General features: G+C 64.5%; 15 protein-coding genes and 1 tRNA gene. 10 read left to right on the top strand and 6 right to left on the bottom strand.

What is annotated here, in order from left to right:
* Positions 1–3: 3 nt before the first annotated feature.
* Positions 4–80 (bottom strand) — tRNA-Arg (locus tag EEB11_RS10895).
* 269 nt (positions 81–349) lie between these two features.
* On the opposite strand from EEB11_RS10895, the gene EEB11_RS10890 reads away from it, so the two are divergent.
* On the top strand, positions 350–1,384 hold the full coding sequence (locus EEB11_RS10890; RefSeq protein ID WP_280950272.1) for a LacI family DNA-binding transcriptional regulator: 1,035 nt from the start codon (positions 350–352) through the stop codon (positions 1,382–1,384).
* On the opposite strand, the gene EEB11_RS10885 is transcribed toward EEB11_RS10890, so the two are convergent.
* Positions 1,381–2,001: an enoyl-CoA hydratase/isomerase family protein gene (locus EEB11_RS10885; protein ID WP_135431236.1), complete on the bottom strand. Its 621-nt coding sequence runs from the start codon at positions 1,999–2,001 to the stop codon at positions 1,381–1,383. The two genes, EEB11_RS10890 and EEB11_RS10885, sit on opposite strands and share 4 nt — an antisense overlap.
* Positions 1,998–2,744 carry an SDR family oxidoreductase gene (locus tag EEB11_RS10880; RefSeq protein ID WP_135431234.1) on the bottom strand — a complete coding sequence of 249 codons (747 nt, stop codon included), beginning with the start codon at positions 2,742–2,744 and terminating at the stop codon, positions 1,998–2,000. Before EEB11_RS10880 ends, EEB11_RS10885 begins: the two co-directional genes overlap by 4 nt.
* Before the next feature lie 127 nt (positions 2,745–2,871).
* On the opposite strand from EEB11_RS10880, the gene EEB11_RS10875 reads away from it, so the two are divergent.
* The 3 genes from EEB11_RS10875 (at position 2,872) to EEB11_RS10865 (ending at position 6,572) form a co-directional block, all read left to right on the top strand.
* Positions 2,872–4,368, top strand: coding sequence for a DUF2125 domain-containing protein (locus EEB11_RS10875; protein WP_135431232.1), 1,497 nt, complete (start codon positions 2,872–2,874; stop codon positions 4,366–4,368).
* Between the two features lie 106 nt (positions 4,369–4,474).
* Positions 4,475–5,815 carry a TldD/PmbA family protein gene (locus EEB11_RS10870; RefSeq protein ID WP_135431230.1) on the top strand — a complete coding sequence of 447 codons (1,341 nt, stop codon included), beginning with the start codon at positions 4,475–4,477 and terminating at the stop codon, positions 5,813–5,815.
* The gene (locus EEB11_RS10865; protein ID WP_135431227.1) at positions 5,802–6,572 is read left to right on the top strand and encodes a 3'(2'),5'-bisphosphate nucleotidase CysQ; all 771 of its coding nucleotides are present in this window, start codon (positions 5,802–5,804) and stop codon (positions 6,570–6,572) included. Before EEB11_RS10870 ends, EEB11_RS10865 begins: the two co-directional genes overlap by 14 nt.
* A 55-nt stretch (positions 6,573–6,627) precedes the next feature.
* On the opposite strand, the gene EEB11_RS10860 is transcribed toward EEB11_RS10865, so the two are convergent.
* Entirely contained in the window at positions 6,628–8,916 is a 2,289-nt protein-coding gene (locus tag EEB11_RS10860; protein ID WP_135431225.1) for a DEAD/DEAH box helicase, read from the bottom strand.
* A gap of 280 nt (positions 8,917–9,196) precedes the next feature.
* On the opposite strand from EEB11_RS10860, the gene hisD reads away from it, so the two are divergent.
* The 3 genes from hisD to cuyB are packed head-to-tail and all read left to right on the top strand — an operon-like array spanning position 9,197 to position 12,199.
* The gene (gene hisD, locus EEB11_RS10855; protein ID WP_135431223.1) at positions 9,197–10,483 is read left to right on the top strand and encodes a histidinol dehydrogenase; all 1,287 of its coding nucleotides are present in this window, start codon (positions 9,197–9,199) and stop codon (positions 10,481–10,483) included.
* 55 nt (positions 10,484–10,538) lie between these two features.
* Positions 10,539–11,540 carry a D-cysteate sulfo-lyase gene (gene cuyA, locus EEB11_RS10850; protein ID WP_135431221.1) on the top strand — a complete coding sequence of 334 codons (1,002 nt, stop codon included), beginning with the start codon at positions 10,539–10,541 and terminating at the stop codon, positions 11,538–11,540.
* A complete protein-coding gene (gene cuyB, locus EEB11_RS10845; RefSeq protein ID WP_135431219.1) occupies positions 11,537–12,199 on the top strand; it encodes a cysteate racemase in 663 nt (220 codons plus the stop codon). Before cuyA ends, cuyB begins: the two co-directional genes overlap by 4 nt.
* A 4-nt stretch (positions 12,200–12,203) precedes the next feature.
* Here the strand turns inward: cuyB and EEB11_RS10840 are convergent, their stop codons facing one another.
* On the bottom strand, positions 12,204–13,181 hold the full coding sequence (locus EEB11_RS10840) for a LysR family transcriptional regulator (protein WP_135431217.1): 978 nt from the start codon (positions 13,179–13,181) through the stop codon (positions 12,204–12,206).
* Entirely contained in the window at positions 13,181–14,149 is a 969-nt protein-coding gene (gene pip / locus EEB11_RS10835) for a prolyl aminopeptidase (RefSeq protein ID WP_135431347.1), read from the bottom strand. Before pip ends, EEB11_RS10840 begins: the two co-directional genes overlap by 1 nt.
* A gap of 60 nt (positions 14,150–14,209) precedes the next feature.
* Here pip and ubiG point away from each other — a divergent pair, with 60 nt between their 5' ends.
* The 3 genes from ubiG to EEB11_RS10820 all read left to right on the top strand — a co-directional run bounded on the left by ubiG (position 14,210) and on the right by EEB11_RS10820 (position 18,126).
* Entirely contained in the window at positions 14,210–14,950 is a 741-nt protein-coding gene (gene ubiG / locus EEB11_RS10830) for a bifunctional 2-polyprenyl-6-hydroxyphenol methylase/3-demethylubiquinol 3-O-methyltransferase UbiG (protein WP_135431215.1), read from the top strand.
* 108 nt (positions 14,951–15,058) lie between these two features.
* Positions 15,059–16,822: a type I secretion system permease/ATPase gene (locus EEB11_RS10825; protein WP_135431213.1), complete on the top strand. Its 1,764-nt coding sequence runs from the start codon at positions 15,059–15,061 to the stop codon at positions 16,820–16,822.
* Positions 16,819–18,126 (top strand): HlyD family type I secretion periplasmic adaptor subunit, encoded by a 1,308-nt coding sequence (locus tag EEB11_RS10820; protein ID WP_245298863.1) that lies wholly within the window; start codon positions 16,819–16,821, stop codon positions 18,124–18,126. Before EEB11_RS10825 ends, EEB11_RS10820 begins: the two co-directional genes overlap by 4 nt.
* Position 18,127: the final 1 nt, after the last annotated feature.

The following is an 18,127-nucleotide window of genomic DNA, read 5'->3' as shown; positions in this document are numbered from 1 at the left end:
TTCTGGTGATCCCGACAGGACTTGAACCTGTAACCTGCCCCTTAGGAGGGGGCTGCTCTATCCAGTTGAGCCACGGGACCACGCGCCACCTTCATGCGGAAAAATGCATCTGGTTTCAAGCGCGGACTTTGAGGGGGGGGGGATCGCAGGGAGGTAAAGGGGGAGTGAGTTTTGGCCCACCACTCCCCCTCAGGGTCCGTCGCGTCCGGGCTGAGAGCTTGCAGGACGCGAAGGATTTTGTCAGCCGGTTGATCTGGCTGTTAGCGGTAACATAACAGATGAAACGGCCTTGGACAAGGGACGTATTTGGCGCTAACAAGAAAAGACTCCGCCGCAGAAGGCCGTTCCATTGACAAAGCCCGTTGTTCCCGATTTCCGCCGCACCCTGACCTTGCGCGATGTCTCTGAGGCATCGGGCGTCAGTGAAATGACTGTCAGCCGCGTGTTGCGCAATCGGGGCGATGTGTCAGACACCACGCGCGAGCGGGTGCTGGAGGCGGCACGGCGGCTGGGCTACGTGCCCAACAAGATCGCAGGCGCCCTGGCCAGCCAGCGGGTCAATCTGGTGGGCGTCATCATCCCGTCGCTGTCGAATATGGTGTTCCCCGAGGTGATGACTGGCATTTCCGATGTGCTGGAAGACACCGGGTTGCAGCCGGTGGTGGGCGTGACCAATTACCTGCCGGAGCGGGAAGAGTCGGTCATCTATGAAATGCTCAGCTGGCGGCCGTCCGGGCTGATCCTGGCGGGGTTGGAACATAGCGAGGCCAGTCAGGCCATGCTGGCGCAGGCGGGTGTGCCGGTGGTCGAGATTATGGATATTGACGGCACCCCGGTCGATTCCGCCGTGGGGATTTCCCACCGCCGGGCCGGGCGGCAGATGGCCGAGGCGATTGTGGCTGCGGGCTACCGGCGCATTGCCTTTCTGGGCACGCAAATGCCGAACGACCACCGCGCCAAGAAGCGGCTGGCCGGATTTGAAGAGGCGCTGGCCCGCGAGGGGCTGGCGCTTGCCGACCGGGAATTCTATTCGGGCGGGTCTGCCCTGCTGAAAGGCCGCGAGATGACAGAAGCGGTCCTGAAGCGCAGCCCGGACGTGGATTTCCTGTATTACTCCAACGATATGATCGGTGCCGGCGGATTGTTGTACTGTCTTGCGCAGGGCATTGATGTGCCGGGGCGCGTGGGCTTGGCCGGGTTCAACGGGGTGGAGCTGCTGGACGGTCTGCCAAGGCGGCTGGCAACGATGGACGCTTGCCGTCTGGATATCGGACGGCTGGCCGCCGAGATCATCGCGGGCAAGCGGCCCGACGGTATTGTCGGCGGAGAGATCATCGAGCTTTCGCCGACCCTGCAGCCGGGCGATACCATCCGGAAGGTCTAGGTCAGCGGCACCAGCCGTTTGATCGCGGCCACATGGTCTGCACTTGCGGCCATGGCATCCTGCGCCACGGCCTGCGCCTCAGCTATCAGCGCCTCTGGCGTGGTGATGCGATCAATCAGCCCCCAGTCCAGCGCTTCGGCCGCCTCTATGCGGGCCCCGCCCATCAGGATCATCTTGGTGCGGGCCGGGCCGATCAGCGCAGACATGCGCCGCGGATCTGTCGGTTGCGGCAGAAAGCCGAGCTTCATCACCGGATAGAAGAATTTGGCCGAGGCGACAGACAGGCGCACATCACAGGCCAGCACCATCCCCATCGCCCCGCCTGCCAGCGTGCCATTCAGCGCGGCGATGGTCAGACAGGGCAGCCCGGCCACCCGCGCCGACAGCCGTTCCCAGACCGGATCGACGGCCAGCCCGGCGCGGGCATCGTCAAGATCGGCCCCAGCCGAAAACACATTGCCCGCCCCGGTCAGGATGACCGCGCGCACGCCCTTCAATTCGGCATGCGCAAGGGCGGCATCCAGTTCCTCCAGCATAAGGCGGGTCAGGGAATTGGCCTTGTCCGGACGGTTCAGCGTCAGGGTCAGCAGCCGGCCATCAAGTTCGACATTGATCATTCTAACACTCCGATAGCGCGGCGAATTGAATCGTCGCGCAGTTTCACTTCTTCGCCAAGCCAGGCGTCACCGCCCGAGCCGCACATCCACAGCAGGCATTTTGCAGGCCACTCCGGCGGCACATGCACCGCCGGGTCAAGTGCGGATACAGGATTGATTCCACTGGCTTTTATTTTGATCTGCATGTCGGTGGCGACCGTTCCCGGTGACAGACCCATGATGCGCAATCCGTTGCTGCCTTCTTCCAGATGGGCGGCGCGGGTCAGCATGGCGGCCCCGGCCTTGGCGGCACAATAGGCGCTCCACCCTTCATAAGGGTTACTGGCAGCCCCCGAACTGACGGTAATGATCGTGCCGCCGCCTGCGGCTTTCATCACCGGTATTGCCGCGCGCATGCCGTTGAAAACACCCTTGAGGTTGATGTCGATGGACCTGCCCCAACTGCCTGCATCCGCGTCTTCCAGCCGCGAAATAGGGTCGATCATGCCCGCATTGTTGATCAGCGCGTCCAGTTGACCCCAGCGGATCTGCACGGTCTGCACGGCGGTCTGCATGGCAACCGGGTCGGCCACATCGCAAGGCAGCGCCATGGCGGCGGCACCGATCTGGTCGGCCAGCGCTGATATCTCGCTGCCGGAGCGGGCCAGCAGCGCCACGCGCCACCCGGCGGCTGCAAATGTGCGGGCAGCAGCGGCGCCGATTCCGCGACTGGCCCCGGTGATGATGACGGTCTTGTCGGTCATGGTCCGCTCCGTTTTGGTCTGACAAGGGCAGTTAGCAGCAGAGGGCCGCCTTCGGAAAGCCTTGACCCGCCTGTATAGCGGGGGGAGGATAACGGTTAATACAAAAGAAATTCTCACGAGGTGCATCATGCGACACGCGACAGGGGCAGCGTCCTTTGCCATTCTGGGGGTTTTTATGGCCTCACCGCTTACCGCGCAGGTGACTCCGGAAGAGGTCTGGCAAAGCTGGCAGAGTCTGGGCAAGTCCTACGGCCAGACGGTCAGCGCCGAACAGGTGGGGCGCGCGGGCGATACGCTGGTGGTCAGCGGGATGAAGACCAGCATGGCGCAGGATGGGGCCACGATCGACGGCCGGATTGAAGAAGTGCGGTTCCGCGATCTGGGTGACGGCACGGTCGAAGTGACCATGACCGATACCTACAGCATTGACATGAGCATGCCAGGCGAAGAGGGCAACACCCATGACATTGCCATCACTATTGCCCAGCCGGGGCTGACCCTGACAGCAGGCGGCAATGCTGCGCGGACAGACTATGCCTATACCGCGCCCTCGGTCACCGTAGACATGCAGATCCGCGAGGATGCCGTGCCTTTGGCAGATGTCGACGCGACCCTGACCGGCCTGAGCGGCAGCTATGCCATGGACGCCGGGGCAGAGCTGAGCGCGCTGGACAGTGCGCTTGCGATTGACAGCATGACCTTCACGATTGCGGCCGGTGACGCAACCAATGGCGCGACAGCAGTCGGGTCACTGGCGGCTTTGAAGCTGGGGTCGGCGGGCAGTTTCCTTGGCATAGATGCCGTGGAAAACATGGCGCAGGCTCTGCGCGACGGGTTCAGCGCGGATATCGATTTCAGCTATGGGCGGGGTGACTTCACCCTTGCTGCCTTTGATAAGGGCCGGGCCACCAAAGTTGGTGCCAGCAATGAAACCGGGCACTTCCGCGCCCTGATGGGGCAAGAGGCCCTGCGCTATGGTGCAGGCGGCACCGGCGTTTCTATGGTGGTGTCGGGGGCCGATATCCCGTTCCCCGAACTGAAGCTGACTTTCGCCGAAGCTTCCTTTGATTTTCTCATGCCCCTGCTGGCATCAGAAATGCCGACCGATTTCACCTTTCTGACCCGGATTGTTGATCTGACCGTATCGGACGAGATCTGGGCGATGGTCGACCCGACGGTGGCGCTGCCGCGCGATCCTGCGACCGTGATTCTTGACACCAAGGGCAAGGTCCGCCTGACTTCGGACCTGATGGACGAAACGGCGATGGCGGCTTTGGGCGACCGTGCGCCGGGAGAGCTTCACGCGCTGGATGTGACCGACCTGACCGTAAAATTCGCCGGGGCAGAACTGACCGGAACCGGCGGGCTGACCTTTGACAACAGCGATCTGACCAGCTTTGACGGGGTCCCCGCGCCGACCGGCACGTTTGACCTGTTGATCCGGGGCGGCAACGGGCTGCTGGACAGGCTGGTGACCATGGGCGTGGTGCCGCAGGGTCAGGCCATGGGCGCGCGCATGATGATTGCAATGCTGGCGAAACCGGGCGACGGGCCGGATGTGCTGACCTCTACGCTGGAGTTCCGGGACAAGGGGTTCTATGCCAACGGGCAGCGTCTGAAATAAAGGATGCCCTGACAACAGCCCCCGTTTGGGACGCGGGGTTTGTCATGACTTGCAGGACTGGCCCTGACGGACTACCTCGGCCAGAGCACAGTCCAAGGAAACCGCCATGACCGATCTTTCGCGCCTGACCGATGCCCTTTTGTCTGCCGCCCGGCGCGCCGGTGCGGATCAGGCCGATGCGCTTGCCATGGATGGCACCTCGCTGTCGATCGACATCCGCGCGGGAAAGCTGGAACAGGCGGAACGGTCCGAAGGGGTGGAAATCGGGCTGCGGGTTATTATCGGCGGGCGGCAGGCCTGTGTGTCCGCATCGGACATCTCAGACGCGACGATTGCGGCACTGGCAGAACGCGCCGTGGCGATGGCGCGCGAAGCCCCGGTCGACCCGTATGTCGGCCTTGCAGACACAGACCAGATCGCGCAAGGCTGGGATCTTGCTGCATTGGAACTGGCCGATCCGGCACCGGAACCGGGCGCAACCGAGCTGGAAGCGGCGGCGCGGGCGGTTGAAGCTGCGGCAATGGACCGGGCCGGGATCACGCAGGTAGAGGCGTCTGCCAGCTATGGCCGCCGGGCCATGCATCTGGCGACGTCGAACGGGTTTTCGGGCGGCTATGGCCGCACGTCTCATTCTTTGTCGGCTGTCGCTTTCACCGGGGAAGGCACCGCGATGGAGCGGGACTGGGCCGCCGAGGGGCGCATTTACGCAAGCGATATGCCGGGCGCGGAAGGTATCGGCCACCTGGCCAGCGAACGCGCCTTGCAGCGCGCTGGCGCAATACGGCCAAAGACCGGCACCTGGCCGGTGCTGTTTGATGAACGGGTGGCATCGAGCCTTATCGGGCATCTGCTGTCGGCCACCAACGGTGCTGCGATTGCGCGCGGGGCGTCGTGGTTGCGCGATGCCTTGGGCCAGCAGGTGCTGCCAGCACATCTGTCGGTGGTTGAAGATCCGCACCGGGTGCGGATCGGTGCCAGCCGCCCGTTTGACGGCGAAGGTCTGCCGACACAGCGGCGGGTGATTGTGGAAAACGGCGAGCTGATGGGCTGGACGCTGGATCTGGCGACCGGGCGCAAGCTGGGCATGCCATCGACCGCCAATGCGGCGCGCGGCGCTTCTTCGCCGCCCTCACCTGCAACCAGCAATATCGATCTGACGCCGGGGAATGTCAGCCGCGATGATCTGATCGCGCAGATGGGCACCGGATTGCTGGTCACCTCGATGATCGGGTCTACCATAAGCCCGACCACAGGCGATTATTCCCGCGGGGCGGCAGGCTTCTGGGTGGAAAACGGGGTGATCCAATATCCGGTGAACGAATGCACCATTGCCGGCAATCTGCGCGACATGCTGATGCGGATCATTCCGGCCAATGACGCCCGCGCCCATCTGTCGACCCGGGTGCCATCGCTGTTGATCGACGGGATGACCCTTGCCGGGGCGTGATCTTGCGCTGCTGGCTGATGCTGCCCGCGCGGCGGGTGACATTGCCATGCGGTTCTGGCGGCAGAACCCGCTGGTCTGGGACAAGGGCGGCGATCATGGCCCGGTGACCGAAGCGGATCTGGCCGTCAATGACATGCTGAAATCAACGCTTCTGGTGGCGCGCCCCGATTATGGCTGGCTGTCCGAGGAAACGCCGGACTCGGCGGATCGTCTGTCGGCCGAGCGCGTGTTCATTCTGGACCCGATTGACGGCACGCGCGCCTTTGTGGCGGGGGAGGATAACTTTGCCGTGTCGCTGGCTGTGGCCGAAGCCGGGCGGGTGGTGGCCGGGGCGGTGATGATGCCTGCGAAAAACAGGCTCTATACGGGCGAAATCGGCGGTCCGGCGCGGTGCAATGGTGTTGAGATCAGGGCGGGCGTGCGGGCAGATCTGGTGGGGTCAAACCTGCTGGCGACCAAGGCCAACATGGAGCCGTCGCATTGGCCGGGTGGCGTGCCGGATCTGAAACGCAGCTTCCGCACCTCGCTTGCCTACCGGCTGTGTCTGGCTGCCGAGGGGCGCTATGACGGGATGATCACCTTCCGCGACACCTGGGAATGGGACATCGCGGCGGGCAGCCTGATCTGCGACTGCGCGGGGGCGCGGGTGACGGACCGGACCGGGGCGGCATTGCGGTTCAACGCGCCGGGCGCGATGACGGCGGGGGTGATCGCCACCAACCCGACGCTGCACAGCGCGATAATGGCGCGGCTGTAACGAAAAAGGGGAAAGCCGCAGCTTTCCCCTTTTGTCGTCTCATTGGCTTACAAGATCAGCGCTTGGCACCTTTCGGCGGGACAAAACGCTTGGACGTGTCCTTGGCATCGGCGCGCGGACGGGCCGGCGCGTCGGACTTGCGGGCAAAGGGCTTTTTGGCATCGCCGCCCGCTTTGAACCCGGCAGGTTTGCCAGCCGGTTTGCCGTCGCGCTTGGCATAGGGCCGTGCGTCATCGCCTTTGGGCGCATAGGTGCGCTTTTCAGCCCGGTCGCCTTCGGCCTTTGGCTTATAGCCGGTGCCTTCCGCCGCATGGCTTTTGAACCCTGCAGCACGGGCCGGTTTGCCCTCACTGCCGCCAAAGGACTTGAAGCCTGCCGATTTGAACTTTGCGCCACCGGCGGGGCCATCTTCACGCTTTGCATAGGGCTTGCGCTCGGCACCGTCGCGCGGGGCATAGGGTTTGCGGTCGCTGTCCTCGCGTTTGGCGTAAGGCTTGCGCTCTGCGCCATCACGCGGGGCATAGGGCTTGCGCTCAGCGTCATCTCGCTTGGCATAGGGGGTGCGCTCTGCGGCTGCGCGCGGCGCATAGGGTTTGTCCTCACGCGGCGCATAAGGCTTGCGCTCGGCATCGTCGCGCTTGGCGTAGGGTTTGCGCGCCGGTGCGGGGGCGGCGATGATGGCGTCATCCTCGACCACACGTGGTGCTTTTGGCTTGTAGGCCGGGCGATCTTCACGCGGGGCGCGTTCGGGCCGGTCAAGGCTCGGCTCGCCTTCCATCCGCGACATGGTCAGGCCAGGCTCCAGCTCCAGCAATGGGCCAAAGCGGCCTGCCAGTGGCTCGGCGATCTGCACGTAGGTCACGTCTTCCTTGACCCGGATCGCGCCGATCCCGTCCTTGGAGATGCCTGCGCCGTCACAGATCTTTGGCAGAATCCAGCGCGCCTCGGCCCGGCCGGAATGGCCGACGGTCAGGGTGAACCAGACCGAAGGGCCAAACTCGCTGCGTTCCCGAGGGGCGGAGGCTGGCGGCGGCGGCAGGCTGTCGGACAGCACTTCCGGGGCAGACCGGCCTTCGCGCCACAGGCGGATAAAGGCAGCGGCGGTCTGTTCGGCACCAAAACGCTCGATCAGGGTCGAAACCATGGCCGCTTCGTCGCCCACGGCCTCGGTCAGCGCGGGATGTTCCAGAATGCGCTGGTCATCGCGGGCCTGTACTTCTTCGGCGCTGGGGGCCTTGACCCATTGCGCCACGACCTTGGCACCGGCCAGCAAGCGCTGGGCCTTTTTTGCCTCGGCCGGCGGCACGATCAGCGCCGAAACGCCTTTGCTTCCCGCACGACCGGTCCGGCCAGAGCGGTGCAGCAAGGTATCGGAATTCGACGGCAGATCCGCATGGATCACCAGTTCCAGACCCGGAAGGTCGATGCCCCGCGCGGCCACATCGGTGGCAATACAGACCCGGGCCCGGCCATCGCGCAACGATTGCAGCGCATGGGTACGTTCCTGCTGGCTCAACTCCCCCGACAGGGCCACAGCCTGAAATCCACGATTTGTCATGCGAGACATCAGGTGGGTCACGTTCATCCGCGTCTTGCAGAACACGATGGCAGTCGGCGCATCGTAATAGCGCAGCGTGTTGAAAATCGCATGCTCACGGTCACGCGAGGCGACCGACATCGCGCGATATTCGATATCGGCGTGCTGCTTGGTTTCGCCCTTGGCGATGATCCGCATGGCATCGCGCTGGAACGTGCGGGCCAGCGTTTCAATCTCTTTCGGCACGGTGGCCGAAAACATCAGCGTGCGGCGATCTTGCGGCGCGGCACCCAGAATGAATTCCAGATCCTCGGCAAAGCCCAGATCCAGCATTTCGTCGGCTTCATCCAGCACGGTGGCGCGGCAGAACGACAGATCCAGCGACCCACGCTCGATATGGTCGCGCAGACGGCCCGGCGTGCCGACAACGATATGCACGCCACGATCCAGCACACGCTTTTCGGTGCGGTAATCCATCCCACCGACGCAGGACGCAATCTGTGCGCCTGCCACGCCATACAGCCAGTCCAGCTCGCGCTTGACCTGCAGGGCCAATTCGCGCGTCGGTGCCACGACCAGCGCGATCGGCTTGTCGGCATAGAGCAGACGGTCAGACCCTGCGAGAATTTCCGGCGCGATCGCCAGACCAAAGGCCACAGTCTTGCCCGACCCGGTCTGTGCCGAAACCAGCAGGTCACGGCCTTCGACACCATCGGCCAGAACAGCCATCTGCACTGCCGTAAGGGCTTCATAGCCCTTGGCTTCCAAAGCCTGCACCAAGGGTGCGGCCAAGTTCATATCGATCATTCAGTTTATTCCAAAAAGGAGGATGCCATTGCATCCGTGAAGCCCTGTGCGGCGCCTTCTTTCCCTTTTGGCCGCGGGCCTCCTCGCCCGACGCGCCCCCGGAATCCTCGGGCCGACACCGTGGCCAATAGCGCAAAATCCCCCCGATGTATAGCGAAACTGACAAATGGGCGGGTTTCACGCAGTGGAACGCCACGCTCCATTTCCTTGAAGCCGGGAATTGGGCGTTGTCATCAAGGGGCAGAGGGCCTGACAGTCACGTCAAAGATCAGGGGTTGGCATGACGGGAACGTATTTCAAGACCGGCACAGCAGAGGGGGCGCAGGTGGCTGCTCTGTCCGCCACTGTCAGTGCCATGCTGGCCGATCTGGAGGTTGGGGGCGAGGCCGCGGCGCGGCGGATGGCGCGGGATCTCGACGGCTATGACGGCGATATCGCAATGTCCGAACAGGCCATCAGCGATGCCTGCGCCCGCGTGCCGCAAGCGCTGAAGGACGATATCGCCTATGCACATGAAAACATTGCCCGCTTCGCGCAGGCCCAGCGCGACAGCATTACCGAAACCGAAGTCGAACTGCGCCCCGGCCTGACGGCCGGGCAGCGGCTGATTCCGGTGCAGGCGGCGGGCTGCTATGTGCCGGGGGGGCGCTACAGCCATATCGCCAGCGCGATGATGACAGTGACCACGGCGCGGGTCGCGGGCGTGCCGCATATTGCCGCCGTCTCGCCGCCGCGCGCCGGGGCCGTTGCGGGCATTCCCGATGCCATTCTTTACACGCTGCACCACTGCGGGGCCGACCGGATTCTGGCGCTGGGGGGTATCCAAGGCATTGCCGCCATGGCCTTTGGCCTGTTCGGCCTGCCCCGCGCCGACATTCTCGTCGGCCCCGGCAACCAGTATGTGGCCGAGGCCAAGCGCCTGCTTTACGGCCGCGTCGGCATCGACATGGTGGCGGGGCCCACCGACTCGCTGGTCGTTGCCGATGCCACCGCCGATCCGCTGACGGTGGCCTGGGATCTGATCGGGCAGGCAGAGCATGGCGCAAACTCGCCGGTCTGGCTGGTGACCGATTCTGAGCCGCTGGCGCGCGAGGTGGCCCGGCTTGCCCCGCTCTGCGCGGCCGAACTGCCGCAGCCCAACCGCGCGGCGGCCGAGGCGGCGTGGCACAGTCTGGGAGAGATCATCCTGTGCGACAACCGCGAGGCCATGGCGCAGCATGCCGACCGCATCGCGCCCGAACACCTGCACGTGCAGGCCGCCGATCTCGATTGGTGGAAGGCGCGGCTGACTGCCTATGGCTCGCTGTTTCTGGGTGAAGAGTCGACCGTGGCCTTTGGCGACAAGGCGGCGGGCACCAACCATGTGCTGCCCACCTCGGGCGCGGCGCGCTACACTGGCGGCTTGTCGGTCCACAAGTTCCTGAAAACCGTCACCTGGCAGCGCGTGACCGCCGAGGCGTTGCCGCGCCTTGCCACGGTCACCGCCAACATCAGCCGCTTTGAGGGGATGGAGGGCCACGCCCGCACCGCCGACCTGCGGCTGCAAAAGCTTGCAGCGCAGCTTTAGATCGCTTTCATTTTGGCGGGTAGAGCGCCGGTCATCCATCAGAAAGAGACTCATCATGCACCTCTCCCGCTTTCCCCGCATCCGCCTTGCCCATCTGCCGACCCCGCTGGAACCCATGCCACGCCTGACTGCTCTGCTGGGCGGGCCGGAGTTGTGGATCAAACGCGACGACTGCACCGGCCTGTCCACCGGCGGCAACAAGACCCGCAAGCTGGAATACCTGATGGCCGAGGCGATGGATCAGGGGGCCGATATGGTGCTGACCCAAGGGGCCACGCAATCGAACCACGCGCGCCAGACGGCGGCGGCAGCGGCAAAACTGGGGCTGGATTGCCATATCATTCTGGAAGACCGCACCGGTTATAACGAGCCGAACTACCGGCTGAACGGCAACGTGCTTCTCGATGTGCTGCATGGTGCCACCATCGAACATCGCGGGCCGGGGCTGGACATGAATGCCGAGCTTTTGGCCGTGACAGAAACGTTTCGGGCCAAGGGGCGCAGGCCCTATGCCATTCCGGGTGGCGGGTCGAATGCGACGGGTGCCTTGGGCTATGTCAATTGCGCGCTGGAACTGCTGGCGCAGATGGTGGACCGTGGCATCAGCTTTGACCACATGGTCACCGCCACCGGATCGGCGGGCACCCACGCGGGGTTGATTGTGGGGCTGAAAGCGCTGAACGCGCAGCTGCCGCTGCTGGGCATCGGGGTGCGCGCGCCACAGGAAGTGCAGGAGGCGAATGTCTTCCGCCTGGCGCAGGCGGTCGAGGAAAAGCTGGGCACCCAAGGCGTGGTCAGCCGCAAAGATGTGGTGGCCAATTGCGATTACATCGGCCAAGGCTATGGCATCCCTGCCGACAGCACGCTGGAAGCCATCGACCTCTTTGCCCGGCAGGAAGCGATCCTGCTGGACCCGGTCTATTCCGGCAAAGGGGCGGCGGGGCTAATTGATCTGATCCGTCGGGGACATTTCAAAAAGGGCGAGCGGGTGGTGTTTCTGCACACCGGCGGGGCCATCGGGTTGACCGGCTATACCCATGTGCTGCCCCACGCATGAAAACCGTCGGCATCCTTGGTGGCATGGGGCCAGAGGCGACGATTCTGCTGATGCAGAGACTGCTGCGGGCCGTGCCTGCGCGCGATGATGCCGGCCACATTCCGCTGATCGTGCACCAGAACCCCGCCGTGCCCAGCCGCATCGCGCGGCTGATCGACGGGGTGGGCGAAGACCCCGGCCCGGTGCTGGCGGCCATGGCGCGCGACTTGCAGGCGGCGGGCGCGCAAGGACTGGCCATGCCCTGCAACACCGCCCATGCCTATGCGCCGCAGATCATGGCCGCGACGCCCCTGCAGTTTCTGGACATGCGCACCGCGACCGTGGCCGTGCTGCCGCCCGGACGGGTCGGAATGCTGGCCTCACCGGCCGTGCGGATGACGGGCGCATTCCAGGAAGTATTCAAATCTGCTGGCATAGACCCTGTCTGGCCACAGGATGATGCCCCGGTTCTGGCCTTGATCCGGCAGGTCAAGGCGGGCGACACCGGGCCGGGGGCGATGGCCGAGATGGCAAGGTTGGCGGAGCAGATGGCCGACCAAAGTGATCACCTGTTGGTCGCCTGCACCGAACTGTCGCTGCTGACCCGCTCCATTGCCGCACCATTCACCGACAGTCTTGACTGTTTGGTAGCGAAAATTGTGGGGTTTTCGCAAGGTTAGAGCCTTAGTCTTCTTCTGCCACCTCAATCGCCCCAGCCAAGGAAGGCGCAATCGCGTCAAAACGCGGCACCAGGCGACTGCGGATCAGCGCACGGCAGTCGCGGGCCAGCTCGTCCGGCAGATGACCCAGTTCATCGACCCGCGCAATCAGATGCACCCGGCGCACATCCCCGGCAAAGGGCAGCGGCATCACCTCTAGGTCCGGCAGGAAGCGTTCGGCATCCATCAGGTTCAGCGGCGTGGTGATGGTCCAGCCGCCGGTCTGCGCCACCATCGCCAGAACCGAGCGGGTCGCCTCCAGCGCGAAACGGCGTTCGGGGTTTATCCTCACCCGGGCCAGATGGCGGGCGATGCGCTGGCCGAGCGGCAGGCTTTCGGAATATTGCACGAAGGGCAGACGGTCCAGCGCGGCGCGCACATCGCCGCGCACCGACCCTTTGCTGGCCACCAGCACAAACGGTTCGCGCAGAATCGGCAGCACGCGAAAGGCCGATGTGTCAGGCGGCACCATGGCGGACACGCCAATATCCGCCTCACGCGCCATCAGCCGGTCGATCACATGGTCGGACCGGCCCGAAAAGGCGTGCACAAAACAGCGAGACAGCCGCGATTGCAGGGCAGACACCAGCACCGGCGTCAGCGAGGCATCCAGATCGTCGATGATCGCCAGGTTCAGCTGTGGCAGGCTGGCCAGGCTGATCTCGGCCAGATCGGCCTGCGCCTCGGACAAGGCCGCCAGCAGCTTGTGGGCGTGGCGGCGCAGTACCTGCCCCGCCGGGGTGAGCGTGACCGGCTTGGCCTTGCGGTCGAACAGCCGGGCACCGACCGCCGCCTCCAGCGCGGTAATGTGCTGGCTGACCCCGGAAGGCGAGCCGCCGATGCGGGTGGCGGCCCCAATGACCGACCCCGCCTCTTCCAGCGCGACAAAGACCCGCAAGCCGCGAAGGGTCAGTTCCGTCGCTGTCTTGCCCTCATCGCGCATCAGGGGCGCAGGCTGTCCATCACGCGGACCAGCCCGGCAGAAATGCCGGGTTCAGACAGCGCGTGACCGGCAAGCGGGATCATGTTCAGATGGCAGGAATCCCAGCCTTCAGCCAGTTTCCAGGCGGACGTGGGCGGGCAGATCATGTCATAGCGGCCTTGAATGATATGGGCGGGCAGATGCCTGATCCGGTGCTTTTCGCGCAGGATCCAGCCGTCTTCCTCCAGAAACCCCCGGGCGTGGAAATAGTGGTTTTCCAGCCGCGAAAAGGCCCGCGCATATTCGCCGGGGCTTTCGCCGACCGGCCCGTCATGGTGCACCGAGGCAAGCGCGTTTTCCCAATTGGCCCAGACGCGGCCAAAGCGGGTTTCTTCCATCAGATTGCCCGAAAACAGGCGGCGATGATAGGCGGCGATCAGGTTGCCGCGTTCATCCGGGGGAATTGGCGCGACGAATCGCGCCCAGAGTTCCGGGAAAAACGCGCCTGCGCCGCCGCCATAGAACCAGTCGAGTTCTGATCGCGTCATCAGGAACACGCCACGCAGCACCAAATGCAGGGCGCGGTCCGGGTGGCTGATGGCATAGATCAGCGCCAGCGTCGCGCCCCAGCTGCCCCCGAACAGGATGAAGGCGTTGATGCCCAGTGCCTTGCGGATCGTCTCGATATCGCGCACCAGATGCCAGGTGGTGTTGTCAGACACGCTGGCATGCGGGCGCGACCGGCCGCAGCCGCGCTGATCAAACAGCACAACCCGGTAAACATCAGGGTCGAAATAGCGCCGCATCGCAGGCGAACACCCGCCCCCCGGCCCGCCATGCAGCACCAGAACCGGGATGCCATCCGCACGCCCGCATTGTTCGACATAGATCTTGTGGCCATCGCCCATGTCGATCATCCGCTGGTCGAACGGGTCAACCGGCGGGTAAAGATATTCGACTGCGCGCTTTTGGCCTGATCTCTGATCCATCATCGCTCTATATACCGCGTAAGCGTCCTGCGTCCAAAGGGCATTCGGAAGGGAAATGTGATGGAAAGTCAAACAACCGTCGATCCGGCAGAGGTGGCGAAGTTCGAGGCGATGGCCGCCGAATGGTGGGACCCGAATGGAAAGTTCAAGCCGTTGCACATGCTCAACCCGTGCCGACTGGATTACATCACCAGTCAGATCGCTGCGGAGTTTGACCGTGATCTGACAAAGCCTTTGCCGTTCAAGGGCTTGCGCCTGCTGGATATCGGCTGCGGTGGCGGGTTGCTTGCCGAACCGATGGCCCGGCTGGGGGCCGAAGTGGTGGGGGCCGATGCCGCACCCCGCAACATTCCGGTGGCGCAGCTGCACGCCGCGCAATCGGGGCTGACCATCGACTATCGTCACACCACGGCCGAGGCGATGGCGGCATCGGGCGAGCAGTTTGACGTGGTGCTGAACATGGAAGTGGTCGAACATGTATCGGACCCGTTGGCCTATCTGACCGCCTGTCAGCAATTGCTGGTGCCCGGCGGGCTGATGGTTTGTTCCACCCTGAACCGCAACGCGAAATCCTTCCTGATGGCCATCATCGGGGCCGAGCATGTGATGCGCTGGCTGCCCAAGGGCACGCATGACTGGAACAAGTTCATCACGCCGGATGAATTGTGTGATCTGATCCGCAAGGCGGGGCTGGACCCGGTGGATCGCAAGGGGATGGTATTCAATCCGGTGTCATGGTCGTGGAGCCTGTCATCACGTGATCTGAGCGTGAACTACGTGACCTCCAGCGTGAAACGGTAATTCGGGCGGTTCTGGGGGCCGCTGGCGTTAGGCTGATCTTCATAGCTGCCGTGACAGCATCACGGCAGCGGCGAAAGCCTCGACCAGTTCACACAGGACGTGCACGACATGAAATTTGCGCCCGTCAGCGCCGAGCCGTTCGCCGGTCAGCTTGACGCTGCCCGATCAGAATTCGCCCGGGCGGCGAGAGAGACGCGGGGGCTGCTGATCGCGGCAGTGGTGTTCAGCGTGTTCGTCAACCTGCTGATGCTGACCGGGCCTCTGTATATGCTGCAGGTCTATGACCGCGTACTGGGCAGTCGGTCAGAGGCGACGCTGGTGGCGCTTTCCCTTCTGGCGCTGTTCCTGTTTCTGGCGATGGGGCTGCTGGACCATGCGCGCGCGCGCTTGTTGGCGCGGGTCGGCATGCGGCTGCAAGCCCGGCTGGACCGCAGGGTGTTCACCGCAGCGCTGGCACGGGCCGGTGCGGCAGCTGAGGACCCGCTGGCCGTGTCTGCCCAGCGCGATCTGGAGGCGATGCAGCGGTTCTGGACCTCGCCGCTTTCCTCGGCGGTGATGGATCTGCCCTGGACGCCGCTGTTCCTGGCAGCAATCTTTATATTTCACCCCCTGCTGGGCTGGCTTGCGCTGGGCGGTGGGGCGATTCTTGTGCTGTTGGCGGTGTGGAATCAGATCTCGGGCAAGGGTCCGGTGCTGCGCGCGACGGCATCCACGACCGTGGCAGAGCAGGTTGCGGACCGGCTGAAGGCGGATGCCGAAGTGCTGCGCGCCTTGGGCATGGTGCAGCCAGCCTTTCAACGCTGGGCTGCGGCGCGCGGCACGGCGCTGACCAGCGTCATGCAAAGTGCCGATCTGGCCGGCAGGTTCAGCAGCGCGACCCGCACGCTGCGCATGATGCTGCAGTCGGCAATCCTTGGCCTTGGGGCATGGCTGGTGCTGCAAGATCAGCTGAGCGCGGGGGCGATGATCGCGGCGTCGATCATCATGGGCCGCGCACTGGCCCCGATCGAGCAGGCGGTTGGGCATTGGGCGGTTTTGACCCGCGCGCGGGACGGGCGGGCGCGGCTGCTGCGCCTGCTGTCCGCGCAGCCGCCCGAAGCAGACCGCACCGCCCTGCCCCGACCCCGCGCCTTGCTGGAGGTGAAGGGACTGTCCTTGATCCTGCCCGGCACCCCGGCACCGGTTCTGCGCGACATCAGCTTCCGGCTGGAACCGGGGCAGGCGCTGGGCATTATCGGTCCTTCGGGGGCGGGCAAATCCACGCTGGGGCGGGCCATCGTCGGCGCGGTGCAGCCACTGGCGGGCCAGATCAGGCTGGATGGGGCAGACCTCACCCAGTATGATCCGGATATTCTGGGCCGTGTCTTCGGCTATCTGCCCCAGGCGGTATCGCTGTTCGATGCCACCGTAGCCGAAAACATCGCACGGCTGGACCCGCAGCCTGATGCCGCAAAGGTGGTGGCGGCCGCCAAGGCGGCGGCGGCGCATGACATGATTCTGCAGCTTCCCAAGGGCTATGACACGCCGCTTTCCTCCCTCGGCGGGCCGATGTCGGGCGGGCAGATTCAGCGGATCGGGCTGGCGCGGGCGCTGTATGGCGACCCGGTGCTGCTGGTTCTGGATGAACCCAACTCCAACCTCGACAATGATGGGTCGGTGGCGCTGAACGCGGCGATCCGCCAGATGAAGGCGTCGGGGGGCGGCGTGATTGTCATCGCCCATCGCCCCGCCGCCATTCAGGAATGTGACCTCTTGCTGATGCTGGAAGACGGCCAGCGCAGGGCCTTTGGCCGCCGCGAGGATGTGCTGCGCGGAATGGTAAGGAACCACACAGACCTGCTGCGCGGGGTTGGGCAGGCGGGTATGTCATGACCGCGCCTGATATGCCCCATGGCCTTGGGGCAAAGGGCCCCCTGTGGCTTGGCACCTTGACCCTGCTGGTCTTGATCGGCGGCGTCGGCCTGTGGTCGGTGACAGCATCTATTGCCGGTGCCATCGTCGCCCCCGGCCGGGTGGAGGTGGAACTGAACCGGCAGGTTGTTCAGCACCCTGACGGCGGCGTTGTCGCGGAAATTCTGGTCAGCGAGGGTGCGAATGTGGTGGCAGGCGATATTCTGCTGCGGCTGGACGGGAGGCTGGTCCGATCGGAACTGGCAATCACTGAAGGGCAATTGTCAGAGGTGCAGGCCCGGCGCGCAAGGCTGGAGGCAGAGCGGGATGATGCTGCCCAGCTGGTCATCCCAAAGGCCTTGCTGCAACGCGCCGCTGACAGCCCGGATGCAGCAGACCAGATCGAAGGCCAAAGGCGGTTGTTTGCCGCCCGGCAGGAAACGCTGGTCGGCACCATCAACCGGCTGAACAAGCGCAAGGCACAAACAGTGTCTCAGATTGCAGGACTCGCAGCTCAGGCGCGGGCGCTGTCCGATCAGCTTGACCTGATCGGACAGGAACTTGTCGATCAGCAAGCGCTACTGGCCAAGGGGCTGGCGCAGGCCCCGCGCGTGCTTGCGCTGCAGCGCGAGGCGGCGCGGCTGGCTGGTCAGGCCGGAGAGCTGGCCGCAACACGCACACAGGCTGAGGGACGGATCACAGAGATCGAACTGGAAATCCTGGGCCTGTCGTCGCAGCGGCGCGAAGACGCGAACATGCAGCTGCGCGACATCGGTACGACCGAGCTGGAGCTGATCCAGAGGCAGCGCGCCCTGTCGGAACAGGTGGCGCAGCTGGACATCCGAGCGCCGGTGTCGGGCACTGTGCTGGGCCTGCAGATCACAACCCCGCGCGCCGTGCTGCGCCCGGCAGACCCGGTGGCCCATATCATCCCGCAGGACGGCGCGCTGCTGATCGCCGCCCGGATCGCACCGATCCATATTGATGAGGTGTACACCGGTCAGCCGGTCAAACTGATGTTTCCGGCATTTTCAGCCCGCACCACGCCAGAACTGACCGGCGTTGTGACCATCGTTTCAGCCGATGTCCTGACCGACCCGACAACCAACCTGCCGCATTACCGCGCCGAAATCTTGATCCCACCGGATGAGGCGGCGCGGCTGGGTCAAACCCTGTTGCCGGGCATGCCGGTGGAGGCCTTTCTGCAAACCGGGGCGCGGACGCCCTTTGCCTATCTGCTCAAACCCTTTTCCGACTATTTCGCCCATGCGTTTCGCGAAAGCTGAC

The organism is Pseudotabrizicola sediminis (assembly GCF_004745575.1).
GTDB lineage: Bacteria > Pseudomonadota > Alphaproteobacteria > Rhodobacterales > Rhodobacteraceae > Pseudotabrizicola > Pseudotabrizicola sediminis.
Note: the sequence above shows the minus strand (reverse complement) of the source record. Positions and strands in the feature narration are given on the sequence as shown.